Source organism: Methylobacterium sp. 88A (assembly GCF_000376345.1).
Taxonomy (GTDB): domain Bacteria; phylum Pseudomonadota; class Alphaproteobacteria; order Rhizobiales; family Beijerinckiaceae; genus Methylobacterium; species Methylobacterium bullatum.
Window position 1 is genome coordinate 1,638,654 of record NZ_AQVT01000001.1, and the last position, 24,018, is coordinate 1,662,671.

22 protein-coding genes are annotated in these 24,018 nt (G+C 68.7%); 11 read left to right on the top strand and 11 right to left on the bottom strand.

Annotated elements, in window-relative coordinates:
• Nucleotides 1-18: 18 nt before the first annotated feature.
• The gene (locus A3OM_RS0107840) at nt 19-222 is read right to left on the bottom strand and encodes a CsbD family protein (RefSeq protein ID WP_026175827.1); all 204 of its coding nucleotides are present in this window, start codon (nt 220-222) and stop codon (nt 19-21) included.
• 139 nt (nt 223-361) lie between these two features.
• Here A3OM_RS0107840 and A3OM_RS0107845 point away from each other — a divergent pair, with 139 nt between their 5' ends.
• Together A3OM_RS0107845 and A3OM_RS0107850 are read left to right on the top strand one after the other, a co-directional pair.
• Nucleotides 362-835 carry a nucleoside deaminase gene (locus tag A3OM_RS0107845; protein ID WP_018043187.1) on the top strand — a complete coding sequence of 158 codons (474 nt, stop codon included), beginning with the start codon at nt 362-364 and terminating at the stop codon, nt 833-835.
• Nucleotides 836-899: 64 nt separating this feature from the next.
• Nucleotides 900-1,601 (top strand): SDR family NAD(P)-dependent oxidoreductase, encoded by a 702-nt coding sequence (locus A3OM_RS0107850; RefSeq protein WP_018043188.1) that lies wholly within the window; start codon nt 900-902, stop codon nt 1,599-1,601.
• A gap of 37 nt (nt 1,602-1,638) precedes the next feature.
• Here the strand turns inward: A3OM_RS0107850 and A3OM_RS0107855 are convergent, their stop codons facing one another.
• The gene (locus A3OM_RS0107855; protein WP_026175828.1) at nt 1,639-3,117 is read right to left on the bottom strand and encodes an MFS transporter; all 1,479 of its coding nucleotides are present in this window, start codon (nt 3,115-3,117) and stop codon (nt 1,639-1,641) included.
• 124 nt (nt 3,118-3,241) lie between these two features.
• On the opposite strand from A3OM_RS0107855, the gene A3OM_RS0107860 reads away from it, so the two are divergent.
• Together A3OM_RS0107860 and A3OM_RS0107865 are read left to right on the top strand one after the other, a co-directional pair.
• Entirely contained in the window at nt 3,242-3,496 is a 255-nt protein-coding gene (locus tag A3OM_RS0107860) for a hypothetical protein (protein WP_018043190.1), read from the top strand.
• A gap of 535 nt (nt 3,497-4,031) precedes the next feature.
• Nucleotides 4,032-5,756 carry a sensor domain-containing diguanylate cyclase gene (locus A3OM_RS0107865; RefSeq protein WP_018043191.1) on the top strand — a complete coding sequence of 575 codons (1,725 nt, stop codon included), beginning with the start codon at nt 4,032-4,034 and terminating at the stop codon, nt 5,754-5,756.
• Between the two features lie 295 nt (nt 5,757-6,051).
• On the opposite strand, the gene A3OM_RS0107870 is transcribed toward A3OM_RS0107865, so the two are convergent.
• The 6 genes from A3OM_RS0107870 to A3OM_RS0107895 form a co-directional block, all read right to left on the bottom strand.
• Complete coding sequence (locus tag A3OM_RS0107870; RefSeq protein ID WP_018043192.1) at nt 6,052-7,149, bottom strand: ABC transporter permease subunit; 1,098 nt, start codon at nt 7,147-7,149, stop codon at nt 6,052-6,054.
• Entirely contained in the window at nt 7,146-8,069 is a 924-nt protein-coding gene (locus tag A3OM_RS0107875; protein ID WP_018043193.1) for an ABC transporter permease subunit, read from the bottom strand. The genes A3OM_RS0107870 and A3OM_RS0107875 overlap by 4 nt, the downstream gene beginning before the upstream one ends.
• A gap of 13 nt (nt 8,070-8,082) precedes the next feature.
• The gene (locus tag A3OM_RS0107880) at nt 8,083-9,681 is read right to left on the bottom strand and encodes a peptide ABC transporter substrate-binding protein (RefSeq protein ID WP_018043194.1); all 1,599 of its coding nucleotides are present in this window, start codon (nt 9,679-9,681) and stop codon (nt 8,083-8,085) included.
• 8 nt (nt 9,682-9,689) lie between these two features.
• Nucleotides 9,690-10,124, bottom strand: coding sequence for a heme-binding protein (locus A3OM_RS0107885; protein WP_018043195.1), 435 nt, complete (start codon nt 10,122-10,124; stop codon nt 9,690-9,692).
• Nucleotides 10,125-10,197: 73 nt separating this feature from the next.
• Nucleotides 10,198-11,214, bottom strand: a complete 1,017-nt coding sequence (locus tag A3OM_RS0107890) for an alpha/beta hydrolase (RefSeq protein ID WP_018043196.1) — start codon at nt 11,212-11,214, stop codon at nt 10,198-10,200.
• A gap of 71 nt (nt 11,215-11,285) precedes the next feature.
• Nucleotides 11,286-13,160, bottom strand: coding sequence for an ABC-F family ATP-binding cassette domain-containing protein (locus A3OM_RS0107895; RefSeq protein WP_018043197.1), 1,875 nt, complete (start codon nt 13,158-13,160; stop codon nt 11,286-11,288).
• 106 nt (nt 13,161-13,266) lie between these two features.
• Here A3OM_RS0107895 and A3OM_RS0107900 point away from each other — a divergent pair, with 106 nt between their 5' ends.
• The gene (locus A3OM_RS0107900; RefSeq protein ID WP_018043198.1) at nt 13,267-14,202 is read left to right on the top strand and encodes an AEC family transporter; all 936 of its coding nucleotides are present in this window, start codon (nt 13,267-13,269) and stop codon (nt 14,200-14,202) included.
• 21 nt (nt 14,203-14,223) lie between these two features.
• Here the strand turns inward: A3OM_RS0107900 and A3OM_RS0107905 are convergent, their stop codons facing one another.
• The gene (locus tag A3OM_RS0107905; protein ID WP_018043199.1) at nt 14,224-15,102 is read right to left on the bottom strand and encodes a UDP-3-O-acyl-N-acetylglucosamine deacetylase; all 879 of its coding nucleotides are present in this window, start codon (nt 15,100-15,102) and stop codon (nt 14,224-14,226) included.
• 409 nt (nt 15,103-15,511) lie between these two features.
• Between A3OM_RS0107905 and A3OM_RS0107910 the strand changes: the two genes are divergently transcribed.
• The 4 genes from A3OM_RS0107910 to A3OM_RS0107925 are packed head-to-tail and all read left to right on the top strand — an operon-like array spanning nt 15,512 to nt 18,955.
• Entirely contained in the window at nt 15,512-16,204 is a 693-nt protein-coding gene (locus A3OM_RS0107910) for a Crp/Fnr family transcriptional regulator (RefSeq protein WP_018043200.1), read from the top strand.
• Nucleotides 16,201-17,286, top strand: coding sequence for an ABC transporter ATP-binding protein (locus tag A3OM_RS0107915; RefSeq protein WP_018043201.1), 1,086 nt, complete (start codon nt 16,201-16,203; stop codon nt 17,284-17,286). The genes A3OM_RS0107910 and A3OM_RS0107915 overlap by 4 nt, the downstream gene beginning before the upstream one ends.
• Entirely contained in the window at nt 17,286-18,173 is an 888-nt protein-coding gene (locus A3OM_RS0107920; protein ID WP_018043202.1) for an ABC transporter permease subunit, read from the top strand. Before A3OM_RS0107915 ends, A3OM_RS0107920 begins: the two co-directional genes overlap by 1 nt.
• Nucleotides 18,170-18,955 (top strand): ABC transporter permease subunit, encoded by a 786-nt coding sequence (locus tag A3OM_RS0107925; protein WP_018043203.1) that lies wholly within the window; start codon nt 18,170-18,172, stop codon nt 18,953-18,955. Before A3OM_RS0107920 ends, A3OM_RS0107925 begins: the two co-directional genes overlap by 4 nt.
• Here the strand turns inward: A3OM_RS0107925 and A3OM_RS0107930 are convergent.
• A complete protein-coding gene (locus tag A3OM_RS0107930; protein ID WP_018043204.1) occupies nt 18,943-20,874 on the bottom strand; it encodes an AsmA family protein in 1,932 nt (643 codons plus the stop codon). The two genes, A3OM_RS0107925 and A3OM_RS0107930, sit on opposite strands and share 13 nt — an antisense overlap.
• Nucleotides 20,875-21,316: 442 nt before the next feature.
• Between A3OM_RS0107930 and A3OM_RS0107935 the strand changes: the two genes are divergently transcribed.
• Together A3OM_RS0107935 and A3OM_RS0107940 are read left to right on the top strand one after the other, a co-directional pair.
• Complete coding sequence (locus tag A3OM_RS0107935; RefSeq protein ID WP_018043205.1) at nt 21,317-22,045, top strand: CoA transferase subunit A; 729 nt, start codon at nt 21,317-21,319, stop codon at nt 22,043-22,045.
• A gap of 20 nt (nt 22,046-22,065) precedes the next feature.
• Nucleotides 22,066-22,725 carry a 3-oxoacid CoA-transferase subunit B gene (locus A3OM_RS0107940; protein WP_018043206.1) on the top strand — a complete coding sequence of 220 codons (660 nt, stop codon included), beginning with the start codon at nt 22,066-22,068 and terminating at the stop codon, nt 22,723-22,725.
• A gap of 273 nt (nt 22,726-22,998) precedes the next feature.
• Here the strand turns inward: A3OM_RS0107940 and A3OM_RS0107945 are convergent, their stop codons facing one another.
• The gene (locus tag A3OM_RS0107945) at nt 22,999-24,000 is read right to left on the bottom strand and encodes a polysaccharide pyruvyl transferase family protein (RefSeq protein ID WP_018043207.1); all 1,002 of its coding nucleotides are present in this window, start codon (nt 23,998-24,000) and stop codon (nt 22,999-23,001) included.
• Nucleotides 24,001-24,018 lie beyond the last annotated feature (18 nt).

Sequence of the window (24,018 nt, forward strand, 5' to 3'; positions counted from 1 at the left end):
AATATCCCGTGCCGAAGCTCAGAGCTTGCTCTTCACCGTGTCGGCGGCGTTCTTGACGCCGTCCTTGGCATCGCCGACGGTCTTCTGGGCTTCGCCCTTCAGTTCCTGGGCCTTGCCCTCGGCCTTGAGCTTGTCGTTGTCCGTGGCGTTGCCGATGCCCTGCTTCACGTTGCCGACCGCTTCGTTGGCGAGACCCTTGATCTTGTCGGTGGTGCTGCTCATCGTCTGCTCCTGAAAAGATCCTGCGGCCTTGCCGCGTCGGGAAGGAAACGGCTCCATCGCCGCGATGTTCCTGCCGGGCCATCACGGGATCTCGACCCGCCGGGTTTCTCGATGAAGACAGATCTTGGGTTCGACGACAGTGAATGCCCCCCTCTCCCCCAGCACCGGCACCGACCCTCTGAGCCTCGCCTTCGATGCCGCCCGCCGCGCGGCCGACGAAGGAGAGGTGCCGGTGGGGGCCGTGATCGTGCGGGACGGCGCGATCCTCGGCGTCGCCCATAATCGCCCCCGCGCGCTGCGCGATCCCACCGCCCATGCGGAGATCCTGGCGATCCGCGCCGCCTGCGCCGCCATCGACGACGAGCGCCTGATCGGCTGCGATCTCTACGTCACCCTGGAGCCCTGCCCGATGTGCGCGGGTGCCATCTCGTTCGCGCGCATTCGCCGGGTCTATTTCGCGGCCCTCGACCCGAAGGGCGGCGGGGTCGAGCATGGGCCGCGGGTCTTCAACCAGCCCACCTGCCACCATGCGCCGGAGGTCTATGGCGGCTTGCGCGAGGCGGAGGCCGCCACGCTCCTGCGCGATTTTTTTCGCGATCGGCGGGAGGGCTGAAGCCAGGAGCCTTCCCGGGCCCTGGGACGTTCGGCAACAGACCCTCGCCATCCGGAGATGCCCCATGGTCCCGACCTACCAGCGTGCCCTCATCGTCGGCGCCGGCGAAGGCCTGAGCGCCTCGCTGGCGCGCCGCCTGTCCCGCGAAGGCCTTCGCCTCGGCCTCGCATCGCGCTCCATCGGCAAGCTCGAAGAACTGGCGGCCGAGACCGGCGCCGCCCTGCATGCCTGCGATGCCGTCGATCCGTCGGAGGTGGAGGCACTGTTCGCCCGGATGGAACCGGCCCTGGGCGGCCCGCCCGACGTGGTGATCTACAATGCCAGCAGCCGCTTGCGCGGCCCCGTCGCCGATCTCGACCCGGACGCGGTGCGTCACGCCCTGATGGTCTCGGCCTATGGCGGTTTCCTCGTGGCCCAGGCCGCAGCAAGACGCATGCTGCCGGGCCGCCACGGGGCCATCCTGTTCACGGGGGCGTCGGCCAGCGTGAAGGGCTATGCCGAATCCGCCGCCTTCGCCATGGGCAAGTTCGGCTTACGCGGCCTGTCGCAGAGCCTCGCGCGGGAGCTCCAGCCGAAGGGCATCCATGTCGCCCATTTCGTCATCGACGGCGGGATCCGCAGCGCCTCCCGCCCGGAGCCGGCGGATGCCCCCGACAGCCTGCTCGATCCCGACGCCATCGCCTCGGCCTATTGGGACGTCCTGCGGCAGGATCGCAGCGCCTGGACCTCCGAGGTCGCGCTGCGTCCGTGGGTGGAGCGGTTCTGAGGCATTTGGGAGCGCCTCGGAACCGCCCGGCCGTCAGTCAGGCCGCCGCCAGCGGCTTCGAGACATCCTCCAGGGACTTGCCCTCGGCGGCCGTGCCCCAGATGCCGCCGACGATGGCGGCGATCAGCATCAGCGCGGCACCGATGCCGTAGCCGATCAGCACGTTGTCGCGGGACCCCGTCTCCACCAGCGCACCGAACAGCAGCGGGCCGGAGACGCCGCCGATGCCGGTGCCCAGCGCGTAGAACACCGCGATGGCGAGCGCCCGGATCTCCAGCGGGAAGGTCTCGGCCACGGTGAGGTAGGCGGCGCTCGCGGCGGCGGAGGCGAAGAAGAATACCACCATCCAGGCCGCCGTCTGGCCCACGGGACCGAACACCTCGATCTTGAACAGGTAGCCGGTGATGGTGAGCAGCACCGCCGAGATGCCGTAGGTGAAGGCGATCATCTGGCGGCGGCCGATCGTGTCGAACAGCCGGCCGAGCAGCAGCGGGCCGAGGAAGGAGCCCAGCGCGAAGGGCAGCAGATACCAGCCGACATGGTCCCCCGGCACCCCGTAGAAGCGCTGGAGCACGAGGGCGTAGGTGAAGAACAGCGCGTTGTAGAAGAACGCCTGCGCGATCATCAGGGCGAGGCCCACCAGGGTCTGCTTGCGATAGCCGACCAGCATGGTGCCGAAGACTTCCTTCAGCGGCGTGTGGCTGCGGGTCCGCAGCTTCATCCGCTTGGATTCGTCCACCGGCGGCAGGGTGATGCCCTCGTCGGTGAAGCGCTTCTCGATGCCGGTGACGACCCTGTCCGCCTCGGCGACGTAGCCGTGGGTGGCGAGCCAGCGCGGGCTCTCGGGAATCCATGTCCGCAGAGCCAAGATCACGAGGCCGATGCCGCCGCCGACGAAGAAGGCGATGCGCCAGCCCCAGGCCGGGTCGATCATGCCGGGGCGCAGCACGGCGATGGAGAGGAAGGAGCCCAAGGCCGCCCCGATCCAGAACGACCCGTTGATGACGAGGTCGGTCCAGCCGCGCACACGGGCCGGGACGAGTTCCTGGATGGTGGAGTTGATGGCGGTGTATTCGCCGCCGATGCCCGCGCCGGTGAGGAACCGGAAGATGCAGAAGCTGTAGATGTTCCAGGACAGGCCGGTGGCCGCGGTGGCGGCGAGGTACAGGGCCAGGGTGATGAAAAACAGCTTCTTGCGGCCGATCCGGTCGGTGAGCCAGCCGAAGCCGAGCGCCCCCACCACCGCGCCGACGAGGTAGGAACTCGCCGCCAGGCCGATATCGAACTCGGTGAAGCTCATGGGCTCGGCCCGCAGGGCGCCCACGAGGGAGCCCGCCAGGGTGACTTCGAGGCCGTCGAGCACCCAGGTGATGCCCAGCGCCACGATGACGAGGATGTGGAAGCGTCCCCAGGGCAGCCGGTCGAGACGAGCGGAAATATCGGTGTCGATCACCGTGCCCATCGGAACCCGCTCCGGCGGGGCGGAGCCCGGCTTTGCCTCGACCATACTCGTCATCGACGCCTCGTTAACTCTCGGATACGATTGCTGTGGGCAATGAACGGCCAAGCCTCGCGGTTCCGTCGGCGCCTTTACCTGTTCACGCTTCACTCGGAGCACGCGTCTCCGGGTGCCTCGACCGATGAATCCCCGCCTCCTCTCCGCCATCCTCGCCACCACGGTGCTTGCGGGTGCCGCGCTCGCGCCGCCGCCGCTGCGCGCCAATGAGGCGTCACATAGGCCGCCGCGCGGCGCCGAAGGCTGGCGCCTGCGCCCCGCCGACGTGACGACGACGGGAAGTACCGGTGCGGCGATCAAGGACCGCCCGAGCGCCGACATCCCGGCGGAGCGGCGCGCGGTGCGGGTGGTCTATCCCGGCCTCCTGGCCGACCGGTGAGCATCCGGCCCGGCCGCGCAGGCGCGCGCCGACGGCGCGGATACGAGCCTCCACCTTGGGTCGACCATTCGGCGGTCGCTCCGCCCGGCAAAGGGCGACTGGTTCGCGCGACTCAATGGCGGCTCGCCACTACAGCGTAATACGATTGGGACAACGGTAAATAATGAAACGAACTCAATAATCAAAATATTGATGCGGTTGAATGACTCAAATCAACTGTCCTACATTGCCTTGATGCAAGTTATTTACATATGACTGCGAACATATAGATAGAAGCAACCGCATTCTAGATACATCTATGATGAAAACCGCATCATAAATATTTCATATCGCAAATATACCGACAGTCTCATCGTCAATAGACAAAAGTGTGACTGCGGTCGCCCTGCAATGCTCGACCACCGCCGAATGGACCATCCCATCGTCTATGTCCGATTTGCGAAAACTCTCATTTATACGAAAAATTGACTCTAAGGATTGACGTTCTGGCAAGCCTATGAGTTGCAGGGTCGGGTCCGATTGAGGGTCAGGATCGATGCTGGGACGGCTCGCCGACAAGATATCCCTGCGGCACCAGATCAGCTTGTTCGCCGGGGCGGTCGGCCTGTCCATCGTAGCCGCGAGCACATTGGGCTCCGCGCTGCTGGCGCGCGGGCAAGCCACCGATATGGCCCAGAACGCCCTGCTGCAGGTGGCCCGCTCCGTCGCCGATCGCCTGGACCAGGACATGGCGGAGCGCTTGCGCGAGATTCGCAACGTGGCGGCCCTCGATCCGCTCCAGCCCCACTGGATGGAAGAGACCGGAAGTCTGCGCAAGGTGCTGCAGACGATGCAGAAAACCCTTCCGGACTATGCCTGGATCGGCTTTGCCGACGAGACCGGGAAAGTCCGCGCGGCGACCGGCGGCATCCTGGAAGGCGCGAATGTCGGCCAGCGTCCCTGGTTCATCGACGGGATGAAGGGCGCGGTCGCCGAGGACGTTCACGTCGCGGCCTTGCTGCAGAGCCTGCTCAAGCCCAGCGGGGACAAGACCCCGTTCCGCTTCGTCGATTTCGCATCTCCCGTCACCGATGCGTCGGGCCGGATCATCGGCGTCCTGGGAAGCCATCTCAGCTGGAGCTGGGCGGACGTGGTGCGACGGGAAGTCCTGTCCTCGCGCAGGCCGGAGCTGAAGGAGGAGATCGTCGTCCTCGACCGGACCGGCCGCGTGCTCCTCGGGCCGGACCTCGGGACCACACCCTACTCCCCCGCCGATCTCGCGGCGGGACATTTCATCGCGAGCGGCCCGGACGGCAAACGGCTCGCCGCCGTCTCGGCCACCCGCGGCCGGGGCGACTACAGCGGTCTCGGCTGGATCGTGGTCGCCCTCCAGCCGGAGGATACGGCGCTCGCGGGAGCCAATCGCCTGACCCTCCTCATCACCCTGATCGGCCTCGGCGCGGGTGCGGTCGGCGTTCTCGGCATCTTCCTGGTGGTGACGCGCCTGAGCCGCCCGCTCGTGAACCTCACGGATGCGGTGGACCGGATCGGCCGCGAGCCGAATGCGACGATGACGGAGCGGGTCCATGGCTCGCCCGAGGTGCTGCGCCTGTCCGCCGCCGTCAGGTCGTTGCTGAGACGGATCGGCACCGCCGAGTCCGATGCGCGAGACGTCGAGACCGAAGCGTCCCGGGCGGTGCAGGCCGCGCAGGACCGGGTCAGGCGCATCGGCGACGACCTCCACGCCCTGCAGCTCATCGCCAACAAGGACGCTCTCACGGGCCTCCTCAACCGGCGCGCGTTCCTTCCCCTCGCGAAGGAAGCCTTGAACGCCTTCAAGCTCTACCGCCGCCCCATCGCGGTGCTGATGATCGACATCGACCATTTCAAGCGGGTCAACGACCGTTACGGCCACCCGGCGGGCGATGTGGTCATCCGCAAGGTCGGCTCCATCATCAGCGACACCATCAGGACGACGGACAAGGTCGCGCGCTTCGGCGGCGAGGAATTCATCGTCCTGCTCGGCGACAGCAGCGCCGTCGGCGCGGCGCTGATCGCGGAGCGCATTCGCCAGAGCGTGGCCAGCACCGTGTTCGAGCCCGACAACAATCGCCTTCTGGCGACGATCAGCATCGGCATCGCCGAGGCGGACTCGTCCGACAAGGACATCGACCACACCATCGAGCGCGCGGACCGTGCCCTCTACGAGGCGAAATCGCGGGGACGCAACTGCATCCACACCTTCACGGCGGACATCGCCGACCTGAGATCGGTGGCATAGCCAACCCTCGGGATCCGATGCCCGCCCCAAATTCGAGGACGGCGGGATCCATGCCTGTTTCCCTCAGGCCACGGCCTACGGCATTCCCACATCTGGCGGGCACCACGGGTCCCCTCTCCTGGAAGGAGAGGGACAGGGTGAGGGGTGTGACCTTTTCGGAGAGTCCACGCCCCTCACCCCAACCCTCTCCCAAACGGGAGAGGGAGCCCGTCGCGCCTCATGCCGAACCCTCATGGGTAGAGACACGTCCGTCGAGCAGATGTGCGTATCCTGTAGGGCCACGGCCCCGAGGCCGTCACCTGCCGGCGATCCGGGGATCGAGGGCGTCGCCGAGGCCGTCACCGAGGACGTTGAGGGCCACCAGCGTCGAGACGAGGAAGGCGGCGGGGCCGGCGAGCATCCACGGGGCGGATTCGAGGGCGCGCGCGCCCTCCGCGATGAGGGCGCCCCAGCTCGTGGCCGGTTCCTGCACCCCGAGGCCGAGGAACGACAGGAAGCTCTCCAGCAGGATCACCTTGGGCACGAGGAGGGTCGCCGCCACCGTGACGGGGCCGAGGGTGTTCGGGACGATGTGCCGGCGCAGGATCGCCGCCGTGGACAAGCCGAGGGCCTCGGCCGCGCGGACGAAATCGCGATGCCGCAGGGAGAGGGTCTGGGCGCGGACGAGGCGGGCCATGTCGAGCCATTCCACCGCGCCGATGGCCACCAGGATCAGCCCCAGCCCGGAGCGGAAGAACACCAGCAGCATGATCACGAAGAAGACGAAGGGCAGGGCGTAGAGCATGTCGACGACGCGCATCATCACCGCGTCGGCCACGCCGCCGAGATAGCCGGCGAGCGCTCCGTAGGCGACCCCGACGAGGAGCGCCACGACCGTGGCGACGGCCCCGATGAGGAGGGAGACACGCCCGGCGACGAGACTCCGGGTGAGGACGTCCCGCCCCAGCATGTCGGTGCCCATGAGGAAGCGCAGGCGCCGCAGGGGAGCCTCGACCACGAGGCGGCGCCCCCCGTCCTGGCGCTCGACGATGGAGGCGGGACCGAACAAGTCCGAACGGGGCAGGTAGACCAGGACCCGTTCGTCGATGGGCCTGGTATCGACAGATTTGGAGACACCCGAAAACACCATGCGGACCGTGTCGCCGGTGACCGCGATGTCCGAGACCGCGAGCCGCATGCGGAAGGCGAGGCGGGTGAGGGCGGGGGCGATTTCGTCGGGTCCGGGATGGGCGGCGAGGCCCGGCGCGGTGCGCACGAGGTCGGGGTAGATCCGCCCCGGCTCGTGGCCGGTGAGACGCGGCCCGACGAGACAGGCGAGCGTCATCGCGATGAGAACCAGGAAAGCGGCGAGGGCGCCGCGGTTGCGCGCGAACCGGGTCCATGCGCGCCTCATCGGGCCGTTCTCAGGCGCGGATCGAGGACGGCGCAGACGATGTCGGCGACGATGTTGAGGAGGGTGACGAACACGGCCACCAGCACCACGGTCCCCATCACCAGGGTGTAGTCGCGGTTGAGCGCCCCGTCGACGAAGGCGCGGCCTATGCCGGGCAGGCCGAAGATCGTCTCCACGACGACGGAGCCGGTGAGCAGCGCGGCGGCGGTCGGCCCGAGGACGGACACCACCGGCAGCAGCGCCCCGCGCAGGGCATGGCGGGCGATGCGGTGGGGCGGCAGGCCCATGGCGCGCATGGTGCGGACCGGCTGGGCGTTCAGGGTCTCGTTGAGCGAGACCCGCGTCAGGCGGGCGATGGCGCCGATCTGCGGCAGGGCGAGGGTGAGGACGGGAAGCACGAGATGCGAGGGCGCGCCGCCCTCCCAGCTTCCCACGGGGAGCCAGCGCAGGGTCAGCCCGAACACGATCTGGAGCAGCGGCGCCACGACGAAGTTGGGCACCGCCAGGGTCAGCCCGGCGAGAAGGCCGATGGCCCGGTCGATCCACCCGCCGCGACGGAGAGCGGCCCAGCTCCCTAAGCCGATCCCGCAGGCCAGCGCCAGGACGAGGGCGAGGCCGCCCAGGGTCATCGAGACGGGCAGGCCGCGCGCGAACAAATCCGCGACGGTGAGGTCGCGGAACGAGAAGGACGGGCCGAGATCGCCCCGCATCAGCGCGCCGAGATAGCGCCCGTACTGGACGGTCAGCGGCTGATCGAGGCCGTAGATGGCGGCGAGGTTGCGCATCGCCGCCGGCGGCAGCGGACGTTCCAGGTCGAACGGCCCTCCGGGGGCGAGGCGGATCAGGAAGAAGCTGCCGGTGACCACGAGGAACAGGGTCGGGACCGCCTGGGCGAGGCGGCGCAGGATGAGGCCGATCATGCCGCCGCCGGCCTCACGGTGCGAGCCTCAGGAAGCGCGTCGGCGACGCGTTGCGCGGATTTGGGTGATAGCCGGTGAGACGGGGCGAGATCAGCGCCTTCGACCGTGTGTGGAGCACCGGGATCCACGGCAAATCGTCGAGGACGATCGTCTCGGCCCGGAACAGGAGGTCGGCCCGCCTGGCGAGATCCCGCTCCGCGGCCGCCTCGCGCATCAGCCCGTCATAGGCCGGATTGCCGTAACGGCCGGGGTTGAGCCCGTCGTTGCCGGTCTCCAGCAGGAACAGGAAGTTCTGCGGATCGGAGTAATCGGCGACCCAGGACATGCGGGCCACATCGAAATCGCCGCCGTCGCGCAGGTGGGCGAAATGGGTTTTGGCATCGGTATAGACGAGGCGCGTGTCGACGCCGATGCCCCGCCACATGTCGGCGATGGCGACCGCCGTGTTGCGGTTGTTGTCGGTGCTGTTGAAGCGGTACTCGATGCGGAGGGGCTTGCCGCGCGGGCCGAACCCGGCCTCGGCGAGCAATGACCGCGCCTCCTCCTCGCGGTCTATGGGCAAGGCGCTGCGGCCTTCGAGTTCCGGCGGCGTGCGGTAATTGTCGAGGCCCGGCGGGCACAGGGAATAGGCCGGCGCCATGGTCTCGCCCCACAGCCTCTCGGCCAGAAACTCCCGGTCGATCACCAGGGACAGCGCCCGGCGCAGGCGGACGTCGTCGAAGGGGGGCTTTCGGGTGTTGACGGCCAGGGCATAGAGCCCGAGCGACGGGCCGAGGACGACCTGATCGCCGAACCTCGCCTTGAGGGAGGCCATCTGGTCGCCCGGCAGATCGGCCAGGGAATCGATCTCGCCGGCGGCGTAGCGGCGGACCGCGCTGGACAGGTCGGGCGTCGGCAGGAAGGCCACGGTCTCGATGGAGACGCCGGCCGCCGCATGGAAATAGGGGTTGCGCCGCAAGGTGATGCGGTCGTTCGGCACCATGTCCACGAGGGCGTAGGCACCGTTGCTGACGAGGTTGCCCGGCCGGGTGAAGGCATCGCCGAAGCGCGCGATCGAGGGCGGGTGGACCGGCAGCGAGGTCTGGTGGGTGAGAAGTTCGAGGAGGTAGGGCGTCGGCCGGTCGAGGGTGACGACGAGGGTACGGGCATCCGGCGCGGTCACGCCGAGCGTCTCGGGCGCGGCTTCGCCCTGGTTCACGGCGCGGGCGTTCTTGAGCGGATACAGCACCTCGGCGTATTTCGCCGCCGTCTCCGGGGCCATGATCCGGCGCAGACCGAAGACGAAATCCGCCGCCACCACGGGATCGCCGTTCGACCAGCGTCCGTTCTCGCGCAGGTGGAACGTGTAGGTCAGGGCGTCGTCGGAGACGGTCCAGTGCGTCGCGGCGCCCGGAATGATGGCGCCGTGATTGTCGTAGGTCAGCAGCCCCTCGTAGAGGTCGCGCAGGATATGCGCCTCCGCCACGGTGGAGGATTTGTGCGGATCGAGGGTTTCCGGATCGGCATCGTTGCCGCGCCGGTAGACAGAGGACGCAGCCGCTCGCGCCGGACCGGTTCCGGCCACGAGCAGGGCGCCGCCACCGAGAAGGCAGGCGCGCCGGTCCATGCGCATGGCGGCGCTCAGGCGCCGGTCTGCGCGGTGAAGCCGGCCGCCTCGATACCGGCGAGCGCGCAGAGTTCGTCGTTGTCGGAGGTATCGCCCGAGATGCCGACGGCGCCGATGACCGCATCGCCATCGCGGATCAGGACACCGCCCGGCACCGGCACCAGCGCGGCGGGACCGACGAGATGGCTCACGGCCGCGACGAAATAGGCCTGCTCCTCGGCCCGCTTGTGGATCGCGCGCCCGCCGAGGCCCAGCGCCAGGCAGCCATTGGCCTTGCCCATGGCGACCTCCGCCCGGCGCAGGGACGTGCCGTCCTCGGCGGCCAGGGCCTTGAGCGCGCCGCGCGCATCGTAGACCACCACCGCGAGAGGCTTCAGGCTGTACCCGCGCGCCGTCTCGAGGGCGGTGGCGACGATGGTCTGGGCGGCGGCGAGGGTCAGGTCGGGCATCGGCTTACCGGGGGATGAGGTCACGGGTCATACCGGACGTAGCCCGGCCGTCGATGCCGGACCAGCCCCGGCCTCACCCGTCGCGGTCGGCCAGGAACGCATCGTAGTGCCGCGTCACCGCCGCCAGATCCTCGAAATGCGGGAAGGCCCCGGTGGGCAGGACATCGACGGTCCAGTTCGGGCGGCCGGCGACACGGTCGGCATGGCGGTAATCGACGAAATCGCCGCGCACCCCGTGGATCATCCAGACCGGGAGGGTGAGCGCCTCGTAGAACCGCCCCGGCGCGTCCGGGAACAGGGCACCGGACAGGAACGAGAACGGCGCATGCCGCGCGCCCGGACGATGCGCCGAGGCGTGATCGTAGGCGAGCAGGCCCTCGTCGATGTCCTTCGAGCCCCAGGTCTTTTCCAGGAAGAAGCGCATGCTCGGCCGGCTCACGAGGAGATCGAACAGCGGCTCTCCCCAGAGCGGCGCGTTCAGCATGGTGCGGGCGACGGCGCCGCCGTGACGGGTCCGCTCGCGGTGTCGGCCGACGAAGCGGGAATCGAAGCCGGTGGGGCTGATGAGGCCGAGGCTGCGATAATCGCCCGGCGCCTCGAGAGCGGCGGCGGCGAGGTATTCGCAGGACAGGGACAGGGCGACCGCATCGATCTTACCAACGCCGTGTCGAGCACGGATCTCGGCGGTGACGGCCTGGATCGCATCGGACATCAGGCGGGGCGTGTAGACCCGGTCGCTGCGCTCCGAGAAACCGAAGCCCGGCAGGTCGAGGGCATAGACCGGGCGGCTCCCCGCGTAATGCCGGTAGAGCGGACGGATCTCATAGGCATTCGCCGCCGCGTTGACGGAGTGGATCAGCAGCAGCGGAACGCCCGGCGCGGTGGCGTCGCCATAAAGGCCGATATCCCCGGCCAGGGTTTCCAGGCGCTCGTGCCGTCCCGGCAGGGCGGGATGCAGCGTCTGATCGTGGTCGATCCCCAACCGGCTATAGGCGATCCATGCGCCCGCCGCGCCGAGGGGCAGGAGGGCGAGCTTGGCGGCGAGGCTCACGCGGGATGCAGGCCTGTCGCGGCGGATCGGTGCGGTCATCGTCTCGTCCGGGTAGGGAATCGTCTGCGGGAAACGCGAAGGCTGCCCGGTCGATCCAGGCTTACCCCTCGCTACGCCGTCGCGCCCTCGATCTCGCCGCTGAGCTCCAGCCATTCCTCCTCGGCCGCCTCCAGGGCGGCGGCGGCGTCGGAGCGCATCTTGGCGAGTTCTCCGGCCTTGGCGGCGTTGGTCTGGAAAGCGGTGCCGTCGGCGAGCGCCGCGTCGATCTTGGTCATGGCGTCGGTGAGCTTCTTCATCCGCGCCTCGACGGCCTCCAGCTTCTTGCGCAGAGGGGCCAGAGCCACGCGGCGGTCGGCGTTGGAGCGGCGCTCAAGCGCCTTCACCCCGCCGGTCGCCTCGGACGCGCTCGTCTGAGCCTCGCGTTCGGGGCCAGCGAGGACGAAGCGGCGGTAATCGTCCATGTCCCCGTCGAAGGCCTTCACGCTGCCGTTCGCCACGAGCCAGAGCCGGTCGGCGCAGGCCTCCACCAGGAAGCGGTCGTGGCTCACCAGAATGACCGCGCCCTCGTAGTCGTTGATCGCCTCCACCAGGGCCTGCCGGCTCTCGATGTCGAGATGGTTGGTGGGCTCGTCGAGGATGAGGAGATGCGGCCCCTTGAAGGCCGCCAGCCCCATCAGCAGGCGCGCCTTCTCGCCGCCGGAGAGCTGCGAGACCGGCGTCTCCGACTTGGTCCCCGAAAAGCCGAGCCGGGCGGCGGCGGCGCGCGCCTTCGATTCCGGCACGTCCGGCATCAGGTCGCGGACATGGGCGTAGGCGCTCTCGGCCGGGCGCAATTCGTCGAGCTGGTGCTGGGCGAAATAGGCCACCTCCATCTTGCCCGAACGCCGCATCTCGCCGCTCAAGGGGGGCAGGCGCCCGCCGATGAGCTTGCAGAAGGTCGACTTGCCGTTGCCGTTGGCGCCCAGCAGCGCGACCCGGTCGTCGGGGGCCAGCGACAGGTTGAGCCCCGAGAGCACGATCCGGTCCGGGTAGCCCGCCTGCACCCGCTCCATGGCGACGATGGGCGGTGAGAGCGGACGTTCGGGGCTCGGCAGGCGGAAGGCCGGCACGTCGTCCTCGATCACCGAGGCGATGATCTCCATCTTGGCGAGGCGCTTGACCCGGGACTGGGCCTGGCGCGCCTTCGTGGCCTTGGCCTTGAACCGGTCGACGAAGCTCTGGAGATGCGCCCGCTCCGCATCCTGCTTGGCCTTGGCCTTGGACTGGAGCACGCGCTTCTCGGCCACCTGCCGGGCAAAGGAAGTGTAGCCGCCCCGGTAGATGCTGAGCTTGCCGCGATCGAGATGCAGGATGTGGTCGACGCATTCGTCGAGCAGGTCGCGGTCGTGGGAGATGATGACGGCGGTGCGCGGATAGCGCTCGAGGTAGTCGTAGAGCCAGATCGTCCCCTCGATGTCGAGGTAGTTGGTGGGCTCGTCGAGGAGGAGCAGGTCGGGCTCGGAGAACAGCACCGCGGCCAGCGCCACGCGCATGCGCCATCCGCCCGAGAAGTCGGAACAGGGCCGCCCCTGCGCCTCCGCATCGAAGCCGAGGCCGTGCAGGATCGCGGCCGCGCGGGCCGGGGCCGAATGCGCTTCGATATCGACGAGGCGCGTCTCGATCTCGGCCCGGCGCAGGCCGTCGGCATGCTCCGCCTCGGCCATCAGGCGCGCCCGCTCGGTATCGGCGGCGAGCACGACGGAATGCAGCGTTTCAGGGCCGGCCGGAGCCTCCTGCGCCACGGCGCCGATGCGCATGCCCTTGGGCATCGAGATGGTGCCGCCCTCGGTGGGCAACTCGCCGAGGATCGCCTTGAACAACGTCGTCTTGCCCGCGCCGTTGCGGCCCACGAGCCCGACGCGGGCCCGGTCCGGAATGACGAAAGTGGCGCCGTCGAGGATCAGGCGTTCGCCGATGCGGTAGGTGAGGTCGTTGACGCGGAGCATGGAAGGCTTCTGGCGGCGCGCGGCAAGGGTTGCAAGGGGAGCGTCACGAGGCGAGGGCAGCAGGGTGCCGTATCCGGCGGGGGCGGAGCGCTGTAATCCGGCCGCCATGACCGTGACGCTTCTCGCCGCCCTCGTTCCGATCGCACTCCTCATAGGCCTCGGCGCGGCCCTGCGCCGCCTTGGCTTCCTCGCCGAGGGCTTCTGGCCGCAGGCCGAACGCCTCGCCTATTACGTGCTGCTGCCGAGCCTGCTCCTCGACAGCCTCGCCACCGCGCGCCTCGCCGACATCCCAGTGGGTGCGCTCGCCCTGGTCCTGGTTTCCTCGACCCTGGCGGTGGCGGGCCTGACGCTGGCGGCCCGGCCACGCCTTGGCTTTAACGGACCGGCGTTCACCTCGGTGTTCCAGGGTGGGATCCGGTTCAACAACTATGTGGGGGTCTCGGCGGCGGCGGGTCTCTACGGCGCCCAGGGCATCGCGCTCGCGGCAGTGGCGAACGCCGCGATCGTGCCGACGGTCAACGTCCTCTGCGTTCTGGTCTTCGCCCGCTTCGGCACGGCGGGCCGACCCTCGGCCCTCGGCCTCGCGCGGCAGATCGCCCTCAACCCGCTGGTCCTCGGCAGCCTGGGCGGCATCGCGCTCCAGGCCTCGGGGCTCGGCCTGCCGCCGGGACTCGAGCCGATGCTGCGGGCCCTGGGGCAGGCGTCGCTGCCGCTGGGCCTGCTCTGCGTCGGGGCAGCCCTCGATTTCGGAGCGGTGCGAAGCTGGGTCCGGCCGGTCGCCGTGGCGTCCGTGATCAAGTTCGGGCTGATGCCGACCGCCACCGTGCTGGCCTGCCTCGCCTTGGGGCTCAAGGGTCCGGCCGCGGTGACGGCCCTGCTGTTCCAGACCCTGCCGACTGCGTCGTCGTCCTACATCATGTCGCGCCAGCTCGGCGGGGACGCGCCGCTGATGGCAGGGATCACGGCGACCCAGACCGTGATCGCCGGGGTGGCGCTCCCCCTCGTCCTGGCCATTGTGCTGGCTTTGGCCGGAATCGGCTGAGGCGCCCCGGCGGGACCCGCGTCAGGTCAGCTCCCAGGCGGCGGGATCGTTCAACAGGGCCGCGACCAGGGCGTGGTTCAGTTCGTGCCCCGTATGCGCGGCCTCGATCCGGCCGAGGATCGGGTATCCCGCCAGCGCCAGATCGCCCACGAGGTCAAGCATGCGATGGCGCACCGGCTCGTCGGGCACGGTCATGCCGCCGATGATCCGCCCGCCGACGATGCACGCGGTCGAGGAGAGGTTCGCCCCCCGCAGCAGCGGCTTGCGCAGGAGCGTGCCGTAGATCTTGGCCGGAATCGCCCATTTGGCCCGCCCGAAACTGCGCGAGGGAGCCAGTTGCTCGGTGAACACCTCCGGGGTGATCGTGCCGGACCAGTGCATGGGGTCGAAATGCGAGAGTTCGAGACGACCGGAGAGGTGAAGCACATCCGCCGGGGCGATCCTCAACGTCCGGTGGTCCTGTCGGACCTCGACCGGCCGCAGCACCCGGATGCTGCGCAGCGGCGCGTCGCTCTCGGTCCGGCCGCTCGCGCGCAACCCCTCGCACCAGGGCAGTGCGCCCCCGTCGAAGATCGGCAGTTCCTCCGCGTCGAGGGAGACCAGCGCGTTGTCGACGCGATGGGCGTAGAGCGCGGCCAGAAGATGCTCCACGGTCCGGACCAGGGGGCCGTGGGGCGAGCGAAGGGCGGTGCAGAGCGGTTGCGTCTCGCGAAAAGTCCACAGGGCCGGCACATCCACCGTGCGGCCACGGCCGAGATCGCGTCGGAACACGATGCCGTGGTCGTCGCCGGCGGGCGCGACGGTGACCGTGACGCGGCGCCCGGTATGAAGGCCGTAGCCCGTCAGACGGACGCTCGCGGACAGGGTCGCCTGCCGTTGGCGCGCACTCGCCGGCGCCACGTCGTGCGCGGCCTGGACCGATGGGGCGGGGGAATCGGCCGCGACGTCTCGCGTCCACCACGGCGAGGGGACGTCCGCCTCGATCCTGGGTGGCCCCGGCTGACGGGTCGCGCCCGCGACGTCTCTCGATGACGCTGACCTTACCAGCACGTCTCGGCTCCCGGAGCGATCAACCGGGATTGTCATGAGACAGGGTGTTCATTTCCGGCGCGCGCCTATCGTAACCCCGCTCGATCGCAAAGGCAGGTAAACTACGCGCGAGGAGAGGGCGCTTTCCTCGGCGCGATCGCGAAGCCGCAGCGGACCCCTAAATCCGGCGGACCGACTTTTTGGTAGGGATGGGCCGCCGGAATGGGTTGACCCACGGGACCGGCAGCTTAACGATCACCCGCTTTAGGAGACGATACCCGTGACCGCAGGACGGCTGGCGACAATCCCCTTCTTCAAGGAGCCGGGAATCGAGCTGTCGACCTATGAGACCCGCTGCCATTGGCGCCGGTTCGACGAGAACGAAGTCCTCGTCGATTACGACGACATCTCCACCGACGTCTATTTCCTCGCCTCCGGCGAGGTCCGCATCCTCAACCGCTCGCAATCGGGCAAGGAAGTGATCCTCGGCGAGATGCGGGGCGGCGCGTTCTTCGGCGAGCTCGCGGCTCTGGACGGGATCGGCCGCTCGGCCAACGTCACCGCCCTGACCCGCGGCGAGGTCTGTGTCGTCCCGGCCCCGATCTTCCGGCAGATGATCTTCGCCTCCGAGGCTATCGCCGACCGTCTGTTCCGCCTGCTCGCCAAGCGCGTGCGCGAACTCAACACGCGGCTGATGGAACACGCGCTCCTCGACCTGCGCCACCGCCTCTATGCCGAGTTGCTGCGCCTGTCCGTGCCGCGCGCCGGCGGCGACGGCGAACGGGTGGTGACGCCGCCGCCCTATCACCACGTGCTGGCCGCCCGCATCGGCTGCCGGCGCGAGCAGGTGACCCGCGAGTTCACCGTCATGGCGGCCGATGGCCTGATCGACCGGACCCGTGGCGCCCTCGTCATCCGCCGGCCCGACCTGCTGGAGGCGCGGGTGGCCGAAGCCTTGCGCGAGGACAATTGACGGCGCGGAACGCCGTGCTCCCGTTCCTCACCCTCCAACGGCTGACGAAGACGTTCGGCACCCATGATGCGGTGGCGGATCTCTCACTCGACATGCCGTCGGGCGAAATCCTGTGCCTGCTCGGCCCCTCCGGCTGCGGCAAGAGCACCCTGCTTCGCCTGATCGCCGGGTTCGAGACGCCGACTGAGGGGGCGATCCGCCTCGACGGCACCGATCTCACCGGCCTCGCCCCGCACAGGCGGCCGGTGAACATGATGTTCCAGTCCTATGCGCTGTTTCCCCATCTCAGCGTCGCGCGCAACATCGCCTACGGGCTGAAAGGCCTCGGCCGTTCCGCTGCTTCCGCCCGCGTGGACGCGTTGCTACGCTTGGTGCGGATGGACGATTTCGGGAACCGGGCACCCGAGACCCTCTCCGGAGGCCAGCGCCAGCGCGTCGCCCTCGCACGCGCCCTGGCGCGCGAACCGAAGGTGCTCCTCCTCGACGAGCCCCTCGGCGCCCTCGACCGGGGGCTTCGCGAGGAGACCCAGGGGGAGTTGCGCGCGATCCAGCGCCGCCTCGGCACCGCCTTCGTCATCGTCACCCACGACCCTTCCGAGGCCATGGCGCTCGCGGACCGGATCGGCGTGATGGACAAGGGCCGTCTCGTCCAGATCGGCCGGCCCGAGACGCTCTACGAACGGCCGGTCAATCGCTTCGTCGCCGGGCTGTTGGGCGACGTGAACCTCATTCCGGGGACGGTCGGGGAAACCGACGGGGGGCTGGTGCGGGTCGAGACCGCCCTCGGTCCGGTCCTCGCCCTCGGGGAGGGCGCCCCGGCCGCCGGCGCCTCCGCGCTGGTCGCCCTCCGCCCCGAGCGCATCGGGGCTTCACCCGTCGATCCGATGGCCACCGGGGATCGCCACGCCCTCGACGGGCACGTCGAGGGCTCGACCTATCTCGGCGACCGCATCCGTCTCCAGATCCGCATGGCGGACGGCAGCACGATCCGCGCGAGCCTACCGGCCGGAGCCGGGATCGCCGGCGGCGCCCCGGTCCGCCTGTCCTTCGCCCCCGACGCCGCGACGGTCATGGCGGCGTGATGAAGCGGCTCCTCCCGGTCGCTCCGTATCTGTGGCTCGCCGCCTTCGTGCTGCTGCCCTGCCTCATCACCCTCAAGATCAGCCTGTCCTCGCCGGCGACGGTGCAGCCGCCCTACCTGCCGGTGCTCGACTGGAGCGCCGGGATCGACGGTTGGGGCGCGTTCCTCGAAGCCCTGGACTTCGCCAATTTCGAGACCCTGGCCGGGGACAGCCTGTATCGCGACGCGGCCCTGTCCTCCCTGGTCTATGCGGCCACGGCGACGGCGATCCTGGTGATCCTCGGCACGCCCGTCGCCCATGCGCTCGCCCGCTCGCCGGCCAGGCTCCAGCCGCTCCTCGTCGCCCTGGTGATCGTGCCGTTCTGGACGAGCTTCCTCATCCGCATCTATGCCTGGATCGCGATCCTGAAGCCCGAGGGCCTGCTCAATGCCGGCCTCGTCTGGACCGGTCTCATCGCCCGCCCCCTGGACATCCTGAACACGCCGGCGGCGGTGATGATCGGGCTGACCTATGCCTACCTGCCCTTCATGGTGCTGCCGCTCTACGCGGTGCTCTCCCGCCTCGACCCGACCCTGACGGAGGCCGCCGCCGATCTCGGAGCCTCGCCGGCGCGGGCGTTCTGGACCGTCACGCTGCCGCTGGCCCGGCCCGGCATCGTAGCGGGCGCGCTCCTCTGCTTCATTCCGATGGTGGGCGAGTTCATCATCCCCGATCTCCTCGGCGGCTCGGACACGCTGATGCTCGGCCGTGTCCTGTGGAGCGAGTTCTTCTCCAACCGCGACTGGCCCCTCGCCTCGGCGGTGGCGGTGCTGCTCCTCGTCCTCATCGTGGGACCGATCGTGCTGTTCCGGGATGCCGAACGCGGGCGAGGGGAGGTCGGCCGATGAGCCGGCTCAACCGGATCAGCCTCGGGCTCGGGCTCGCCTTCCTCTACGCGCCGATCGCCGTCCTCGTCGTCTTCTCATTCAACGCCTCGTCCCTCGTGACGGTCTGGGGCGGGTTCTCCACACGCTGGTACGGAGTGCTCGTGAACGACGGCCCGCTCATCGCCGCCGCTCTCGTTTCCCTGAAAGTGGCGTCGCTCGCCGCGCTGGCGGCGACCGTCCTCGGCACCCTGGCGGCGCTGGCTCTCGACCGCAGCGGCCGCTTTAGCGGACGGGGTGCCTTCACCGGCCTCGTCTATGCGCCCATGGTGATGCCGGAGGTGATCACCGGCCTGTCGCTGCTGCTGCTCTTCGTCGGGCTCGGCCTCGACCGTGGCCTCGTGACCCTGGTCGTCGCCCACGCCACCCTCGGCCTCGGTTTCGTCGTCGTGGTGGTGGGCGCCCGGTTGAAGGGGCTCGACCGCTCCCTGGAGGAGGCGGCGGCGGATCTGGGAGCAGGACCCATCCGCGTCTTCGCCACCGTCACCCTGCCGCTGATCGCACCGTCCCTGGCGGCGGCATTCCTCCTCGCCTTCACCCTTTCCCTCGACGACCTCGTCATCGCGAGCTTCGTCTCGGGGCCGGGGGCGACGACATTGCCGATGCGGCTCTACAGCCAGGTCCGCCTCGGCGTGAACCCGGAGATCAACGCCGCCTCGACACTTCTGGTCGGCGGCGTCACCCTCGTCGTGCTGACGGCGTCCTTCCTCACCGGCCGCCCCTCCGCCAGCGCTCAGGGCACATAGGCGCGCACCCGCGTCGGCAGGTCGAGCGCCCCCGTCCGCGGCCCCTGCATCGCATCGGGAGCCAGGATCGAGCCGCCCCGGGAGTCGAGGTCGGAACCGCCCTCCCGCGGGATGACGCGAACGGCGACGGCGTCCCAGGGACCGTCGATGTCGAAGAGCGGCCCCTGCGCCGGGGCCGAAGACAGGTTCTTGGGTGAGACCGACCGCAGGACGGTGTCGGTGGATGCACGCGGTGTCAGTTCCGCCCTGCCGGCGAGGGTCCGCTCCGGCAGCGACAGGGTTCCGCGCAGCGATGCGGACAGCGACGTGGTCTTCAGCATTCCATCCGTGATCTCGCCGATCCCGTCGACGAAGCGCAGCACCACCCCCGCGCGTTCGAAGGGCGTACGGCCGTTCCGGCGGACCAGGGCGCCATCGGCGGCGACGCCGTTGCGGTGGATCACGTCGGCGAGGTCGAGGCCGGCGAGGGTGCCGTTCTCCATGGCCAAGGACGAACGTCCATTGAGGTGAGCGATCAGCCCGGCGGCGGTACGGCCCGATCCCTCAAGGGTGAAGTGCCCCTGGGCATTGCCCAGGATCCAGCCCTCCTGCCCGACATCGACCAGGAAGGCGCCGAGATCGAGCTGGTCGAAAGCCCCCTGCGCACGCAGTTCGGTCTCGCCGCGATCGGTGGCGGAGGTGGTGAGGCCGAACCGTCCCTTGACGAGGCCGCCCCTCACCATCGCGCGGACGAGAGAGCCCTCGACGCTGCCGTCGCGCACCAGCAGGCTGGATGCGAGATCCTCCATCACCACCGGGCCGAGGCGGGCACTGCCCGCCGAGAGACGCAGATCGAGGTCGCCGCCGGTGAAGGGCCGCAGGGCCAGGCTCTGACGGCTCCAGCCGTTGGCGTTCAACGTGTCGTCCGAGCCGAAGACCCGGACCAGGGTGGCCAGAACGGGGGCGAGGTTCAGGTTCTCCGCCGCCAGGGTCGCCTGCAGGGCCGGGCGGCCCTGGCCGAAGCTGATCGAGCCGGCACCTTCCAGGCTGTTGTCACCGAGCCGCAGACGCATGGTCGGCAGAAGCAAGTTGCGGCCCGAACTCTCGAACGTACCGTCTATGGCGAAGGTATCGAGCAAGGGCGACAGGGCGATGTCCGTCCCCGCCCAGGCCAAAGTCTCGCGCAGGGAACGGGTCTGCAGGCTGCCCTGGCCGCGAAGCGACACCCCGTCGGCGAGGCTGCCGCTTCCCTCCGCCGTCATCTGGCCTGCGGGCCAGGTCGCGCTGGCGGAGAACGGGGATTCACGGCCCGAGAACAGCTCGTCCAGACGAACCCCGGAGAGCGAGAACCGGGTGGGAGTCTCATTCCAGACGAAGCTTCCCGCGACGTTGGTCTGCGAACTCCAGAACGGCCAGGCGAGGACCAGATCGACGTCGCTGGCGGTCTGGGCACTGCCGTCGCGCGGATCGCGCCCCACCAGGATCGCATCCGTGAGGCTGATGCGACGGGGACGCGACGCGCCGCCCTCGGTCAGGCGCGCCTTGAGCCGGCGGGACGGCTCGACCCAACGCCGGTCCCCGTCATCGACGGGGAGGGTGATCGTGGTGCGCTCAAGGGAGAGGGTATCGATCTCGATACGGCCGGCGAGGAGGGCGCGGATCCCGAGCTTGAGGGTGAGCGTTCCGCCCTCGGCGAGAAGCGGCCCGTCCACCGTCCCGGCGCTGAGACGGACTCCCTCGAAATCCAGCCGTGGAATGGGAAGCAGGGCGATGCCCGCCCGCCCCCCGGCGGTCAAAGCGATTCCGTAACCGGTCGCCAGCGACTTGCCGACGCCCCGCGTGAGGCGCGCGGAGGCGACGGACCAGGGCAGGCAGGCAGCGATCAGGGCGAGGACGAGGCTGCCGATACAGACGGCCGGCAGGAGGCGACGGAGCGGCATATCTCTCCCTATCGGAGCAAAACCGCGACGCGCGGTCCCGCGCACGGCCTCGCCCAGCCGCTGCGGTCGATCTTCGAAAACCTGCCCCCCGTTTCATTCCATACCGAGCCGGACGGGGTTTGTCTGCCATGCATCATTTCTCCGCAGTGGAGCATTCGGAAACGGGCTCTCGTCCTTGGAGCCGTCCTTCCCCGACGGCTCGACCTGCTACAGGTCTCGTGACCCTTATTCTTTCCACCACGATGTTCTCCCGCAGGATCTTGCCGAAACGCCATGTCCTGGCGCAGAGCATGTCCTGGCGCAGAGACAGGACAGACGGACGCGGCCCTCCCTTGTCGATCCGAGCCCCGCGCGAGCCGGGCCGGGGAGGCGGGATTGGCTCGCGTTTCGCAGGGCAGCCCGAAACGGCGCCAGGAACCGGATTTCGGGAGGAAGGCTTGAGATGAAGAAGGTATATTCCGACGCCACGCAGGCGGTCACCGGCTTGCTCAAGGACGGCATGACGATCATGGCCGGCGGCTTCGGCCTGTGCGGCATTCCCGACGAACTGATCGACGCGATCCAGGCGTCAGGGGTCAAGGATCTCACCGTCATCTCCAACAATGCCGGCATCGACAATGTCGGTCTCGGCAAGCTGCTGCAGACCCGCCAGATCGCCAAGATGATCTCGTCCTATGTCGGCGAGAACAAGGAATTCGCCCGCCAGTATCTCGGCGGCGAACTCGCCATCGAGTTCAACCCCCAGGGCACCCTGGCCGAGCGCATCCGCGCCGGCGGGGCGGGCATCCCGGCCTTCTTCACCAAGACCGGCGTCGGAACCCTCATCGCCGAGGGCAAGGAAGTGCGCGAGTTCGACGGCGAGGATTACGTGATGGAGCGCGGTCTCTTCGCCGATCTCGCCATCGTCCATGCCTGGAAGGGCGATACAGAAGGCAACCTCGTCTACCGGAAGACCGCCCGCAACTTCAATCCGATGATGGCCACCGCCGCCAAGGTGACGGTCGCTCAGGTGGAACACCTGGTCCAGCCGGGCGAGATCGACGGCGACGCGATCCATACGCCAGGCATCTTCGTCAAGCGCATCATCCACGTGGCGATCCGCGAGAAGAGGATCGAGCAGCGCACCACGCGCAAGCGTGGCGAGGCCGCCGCCTCTTCCGCCGCCGTCTGACATCCTAGGGAGACACCACCATGGCCTGGACCCGCGAACAGATGGCGGCGCGCGCCGCCAAGGAGCTGCGCGACGGCTACTACGTGAACCTCGGCATCGGCATTCCGACCCTGGTCTCGAACTACATCCCCGACGGCATGTCGGTTCAGCTGCAATCCGAGAACGGCATGCTCGGCATGGGCCCCTTCCCCTACGAGGGCGAGGAAGACCCCGACCTCATCAATGCCGGCAAGCAGACGATCACCGAATTAGCGACCACGAGCTATTTCTCGTCCTCCGATTCCTTCGGCATGGTCAGGGGCGGGCACATCAACCTGTCGATCCTCGGCGCCATGCAGGTGGCGGAGAACGGCGACCTCGCCAACTGGATGATCCCCGGCAAGATGGTGAAGGGCATGGGCGGCGCCATGGATCTCGTGGCCGGCGTGAAGAAGGTGGTGGTGGTGATGGAGCACACCGCCAAGGGAAAGGACGGGTCGGAAAGCCCGAAGCTCCTCACCGCCTGCGACCTGCCGCTGACCGGCACCGCCGTCGTCGACATGGTGATCACCGATCTCGGCGTCTTCACCATCGACAAGAAGGGCGATGGCGGCATGGTCCTGGTCGAACTCGCAGACGGCGTCACCGAGGAGGAGATCCGCTCCAAGACCCAGGGCGCCTTCACCGTGGCGCTGAACTGAGCGGCTCTTTCAAACTCTCACTGCGCCGACGTACCTAGAACGAGAGCCGTAAGTGGCCAGGTCTTGTCCGAGGCCCCCGAGTCGCCGCGGCCCGATAATGAAAAGGCTCCCGATGCAACCGCATCGGGAGCCTTTTGCCTGACAGGACCGATCTTTCCGCGTGGGTCCCTTGAGTAGGTTCAGCAAAAGTGGTCACGGGATTTGCGTCCCGAAACCCGCGACACTCCAAAGGCCTGAGCGAGGTGAAGCATTGGCTTGCCAATGCGAACCTGCTCAGGTCCTCGCGGCCGGCGGTTCCTGAAATCGGACCGGGAACGGGAAGGCCGCCCGCAGAGGCTTCGTGTCGAGGGGGGAGGGCGGCAGCACGCAGGCGCGGTGGTCGAGCCAGGCAAGGTCGCTGAACGTCCGGGGAAGTTCGAGGGCTTCGTCGGAGAGACCCACCGATTGCTTGTAGTCCCGCATCTTGAAGGAATCCTTCGCCTCCTTCTTGCCCTCCGACAGCCGCGCCGATTGAGCGGGGACACCATAGGCATGCGCCACGATGAGGCCGTGCAGCGAGGTGGTGACGATCTCGTCGCAGGAGAGGATTTCACGGATCACCCGCTCGATGTCCTCGAACGACACGGCGAGGAGCGAGATGACCTTGACGTGGTCGGCGCCCACCGCCTCCACGGCCTCGCGGATCCGCGCTTCCTGCAGGACGTGCGCGATGATGCCGACCTTGTGGGTCTTCTCCACCGCAGGCGCGTAGAGCTCGGGCAGCAGGATGGCGGCATCGCCGTAGATTTCGGGGCATTGTCCACCGGCGGCCAGAACGGCGTCGCGCGAGAGCGGCCCGCGAACCGCCGAATAGATCGCGGTCGGGCAGATGTCGTCGGTGTTGCGGGGCATGCCCGTCCCCCACAGATACATGCCGGGCCGGGCGAACTTGGCGATACTGCCGATGCAGAGCCCGTCTGCTTGCTTCGAATTGTACCAGCGGGGCATAACGCCGAAGGCATGCCAGAGCACGTAGGGTGTCAGGATATCGCCGAAATTCCCCGGGAACGGACTGCGCATCCACCAGATCTTCGGACGAAACCGCTCGTCGAGCCCGGCCTCCGCCGCGATGTCGTCGAGGGTGAGCAGGGAGCGATACGCCGCGACCAGGGCTCCCCATCTCTCGACGGACTGGCCCAGCAATTCGGCTTCCAGTTGGAGGAAGGCGTCCCGCTCCCCATTCCGGAGGAAGGTCAGGAACGTCTTCTCGGCAATAGTCTCTTCATTAATCGCCAATGTTCGCCTCTCCCTACA

Coding starts and splice junctions, on each gene's coding strand:
- A3OM_RS0107890 (WP_018043196.1), bottom strand. CDS start 11,214: ATGACCGCACCGATCCGCCGCGACAGGCCTGCATCCCGCGTGAGCCTC.
- A3OM_RS0107865 (WP_018043191.1), top strand. CDS start 4,032: ATGCTGGGACGGCTCGCCGACAAGATATCCCTGCGGCACCAGATCAGC.
- A3OM_RS0107900 (WP_018043198.1), top strand. CDS start 13,267: ATGACCGTGACGCTTCTCGCCGCCCTCGTTCCGATCGCACTCCTCATA.
- A3OM_RS0107940 (WP_018043206.1), top strand. CDS start 22,066: ATGGCCTGGACCCGCGAACAGATGGCGGCGCGCGCCGCCAAGGAGCTG.
- A3OM_RS0107930 (WP_018043204.1), bottom strand. CDS start 20,874: ATGCCGCTCCGTCGCCTCCTGCCGGCCGTCTGTATCGGCAGCCTCGTC.
- A3OM_RS0107840 (WP_026175827.1), bottom strand. CDS start 222: ATGAGCAGCACCACCGACAAGATCAAGGGTCTCGCCAACGAAGCGGTC.
- A3OM_RS0107920 (WP_018043202.1), top strand. CDS start 17,286: ATGAAGCGGCTCCTCCCGGTCGCTCCGTATCTGTGGCTCGCCGCCTTC.
- A3OM_RS0107885 (WP_018043195.1), bottom strand. CDS start 10,124: ATGCCCGACCTGACCCTCGCCGCCGCCCAGACCATCGTCGCCACCGCC.
- A3OM_RS0107935 (WP_018043205.1), top strand. CDS start 21,317: ATGAAGAAGGTATATTCCGACGCCACGCAGGCGGTCACCGGCTTGCTC.
- A3OM_RS0107850 (WP_018043188.1), top strand. CDS start 900: ATGGTCCCGACCTACCAGCGTGCCCTCATCGTCGGCGCCGGCGAAGGC.
- A3OM_RS0107860 (WP_018043190.1), top strand. CDS start 3,242: ATGAATCCCCGCCTCCTCTCCGCCATCCTCGCCACCACGGTGCTTGCG.
- A3OM_RS0107855 (WP_026175828.1), bottom strand. CDS start 3,117: ATGACGAGTATGGTCGAGGCAAAGCCGGGCTCCGCCCCGCCGGAGCGG.
- A3OM_RS0107895 (WP_018043197.1), bottom strand. CDS start 13,160: ATGCTCCGCGTCAACGACCTCACCTACCGCATCGGCGAACGCCTGATC.
- A3OM_RS0107880 (WP_018043194.1), bottom strand. CDS start 9,681: ATGCGCATGGACCGGCGCGCCTGCCTTCTCGGTGGCGGCGCCCTGCTC.
- A3OM_RS0107875 (WP_018043193.1), bottom strand. CDS start 8,069: ATGATCGGCCTCATCCTGCGCCGCCTCGCCCAGGCGGTCCCGACCCTG.
- A3OM_RS0107870 (WP_018043192.1), bottom strand. CDS start 7,149: ATGAGGCGCGCATGGACCCGGTTCGCGCGCAACCGCGGCGCCCTCGCC.
- A3OM_RS0107925 (WP_018043203.1), top strand. CDS start 18,170: ATGAGCCGGCTCAACCGGATCAGCCTCGGGCTCGGGCTCGCCTTCCTC.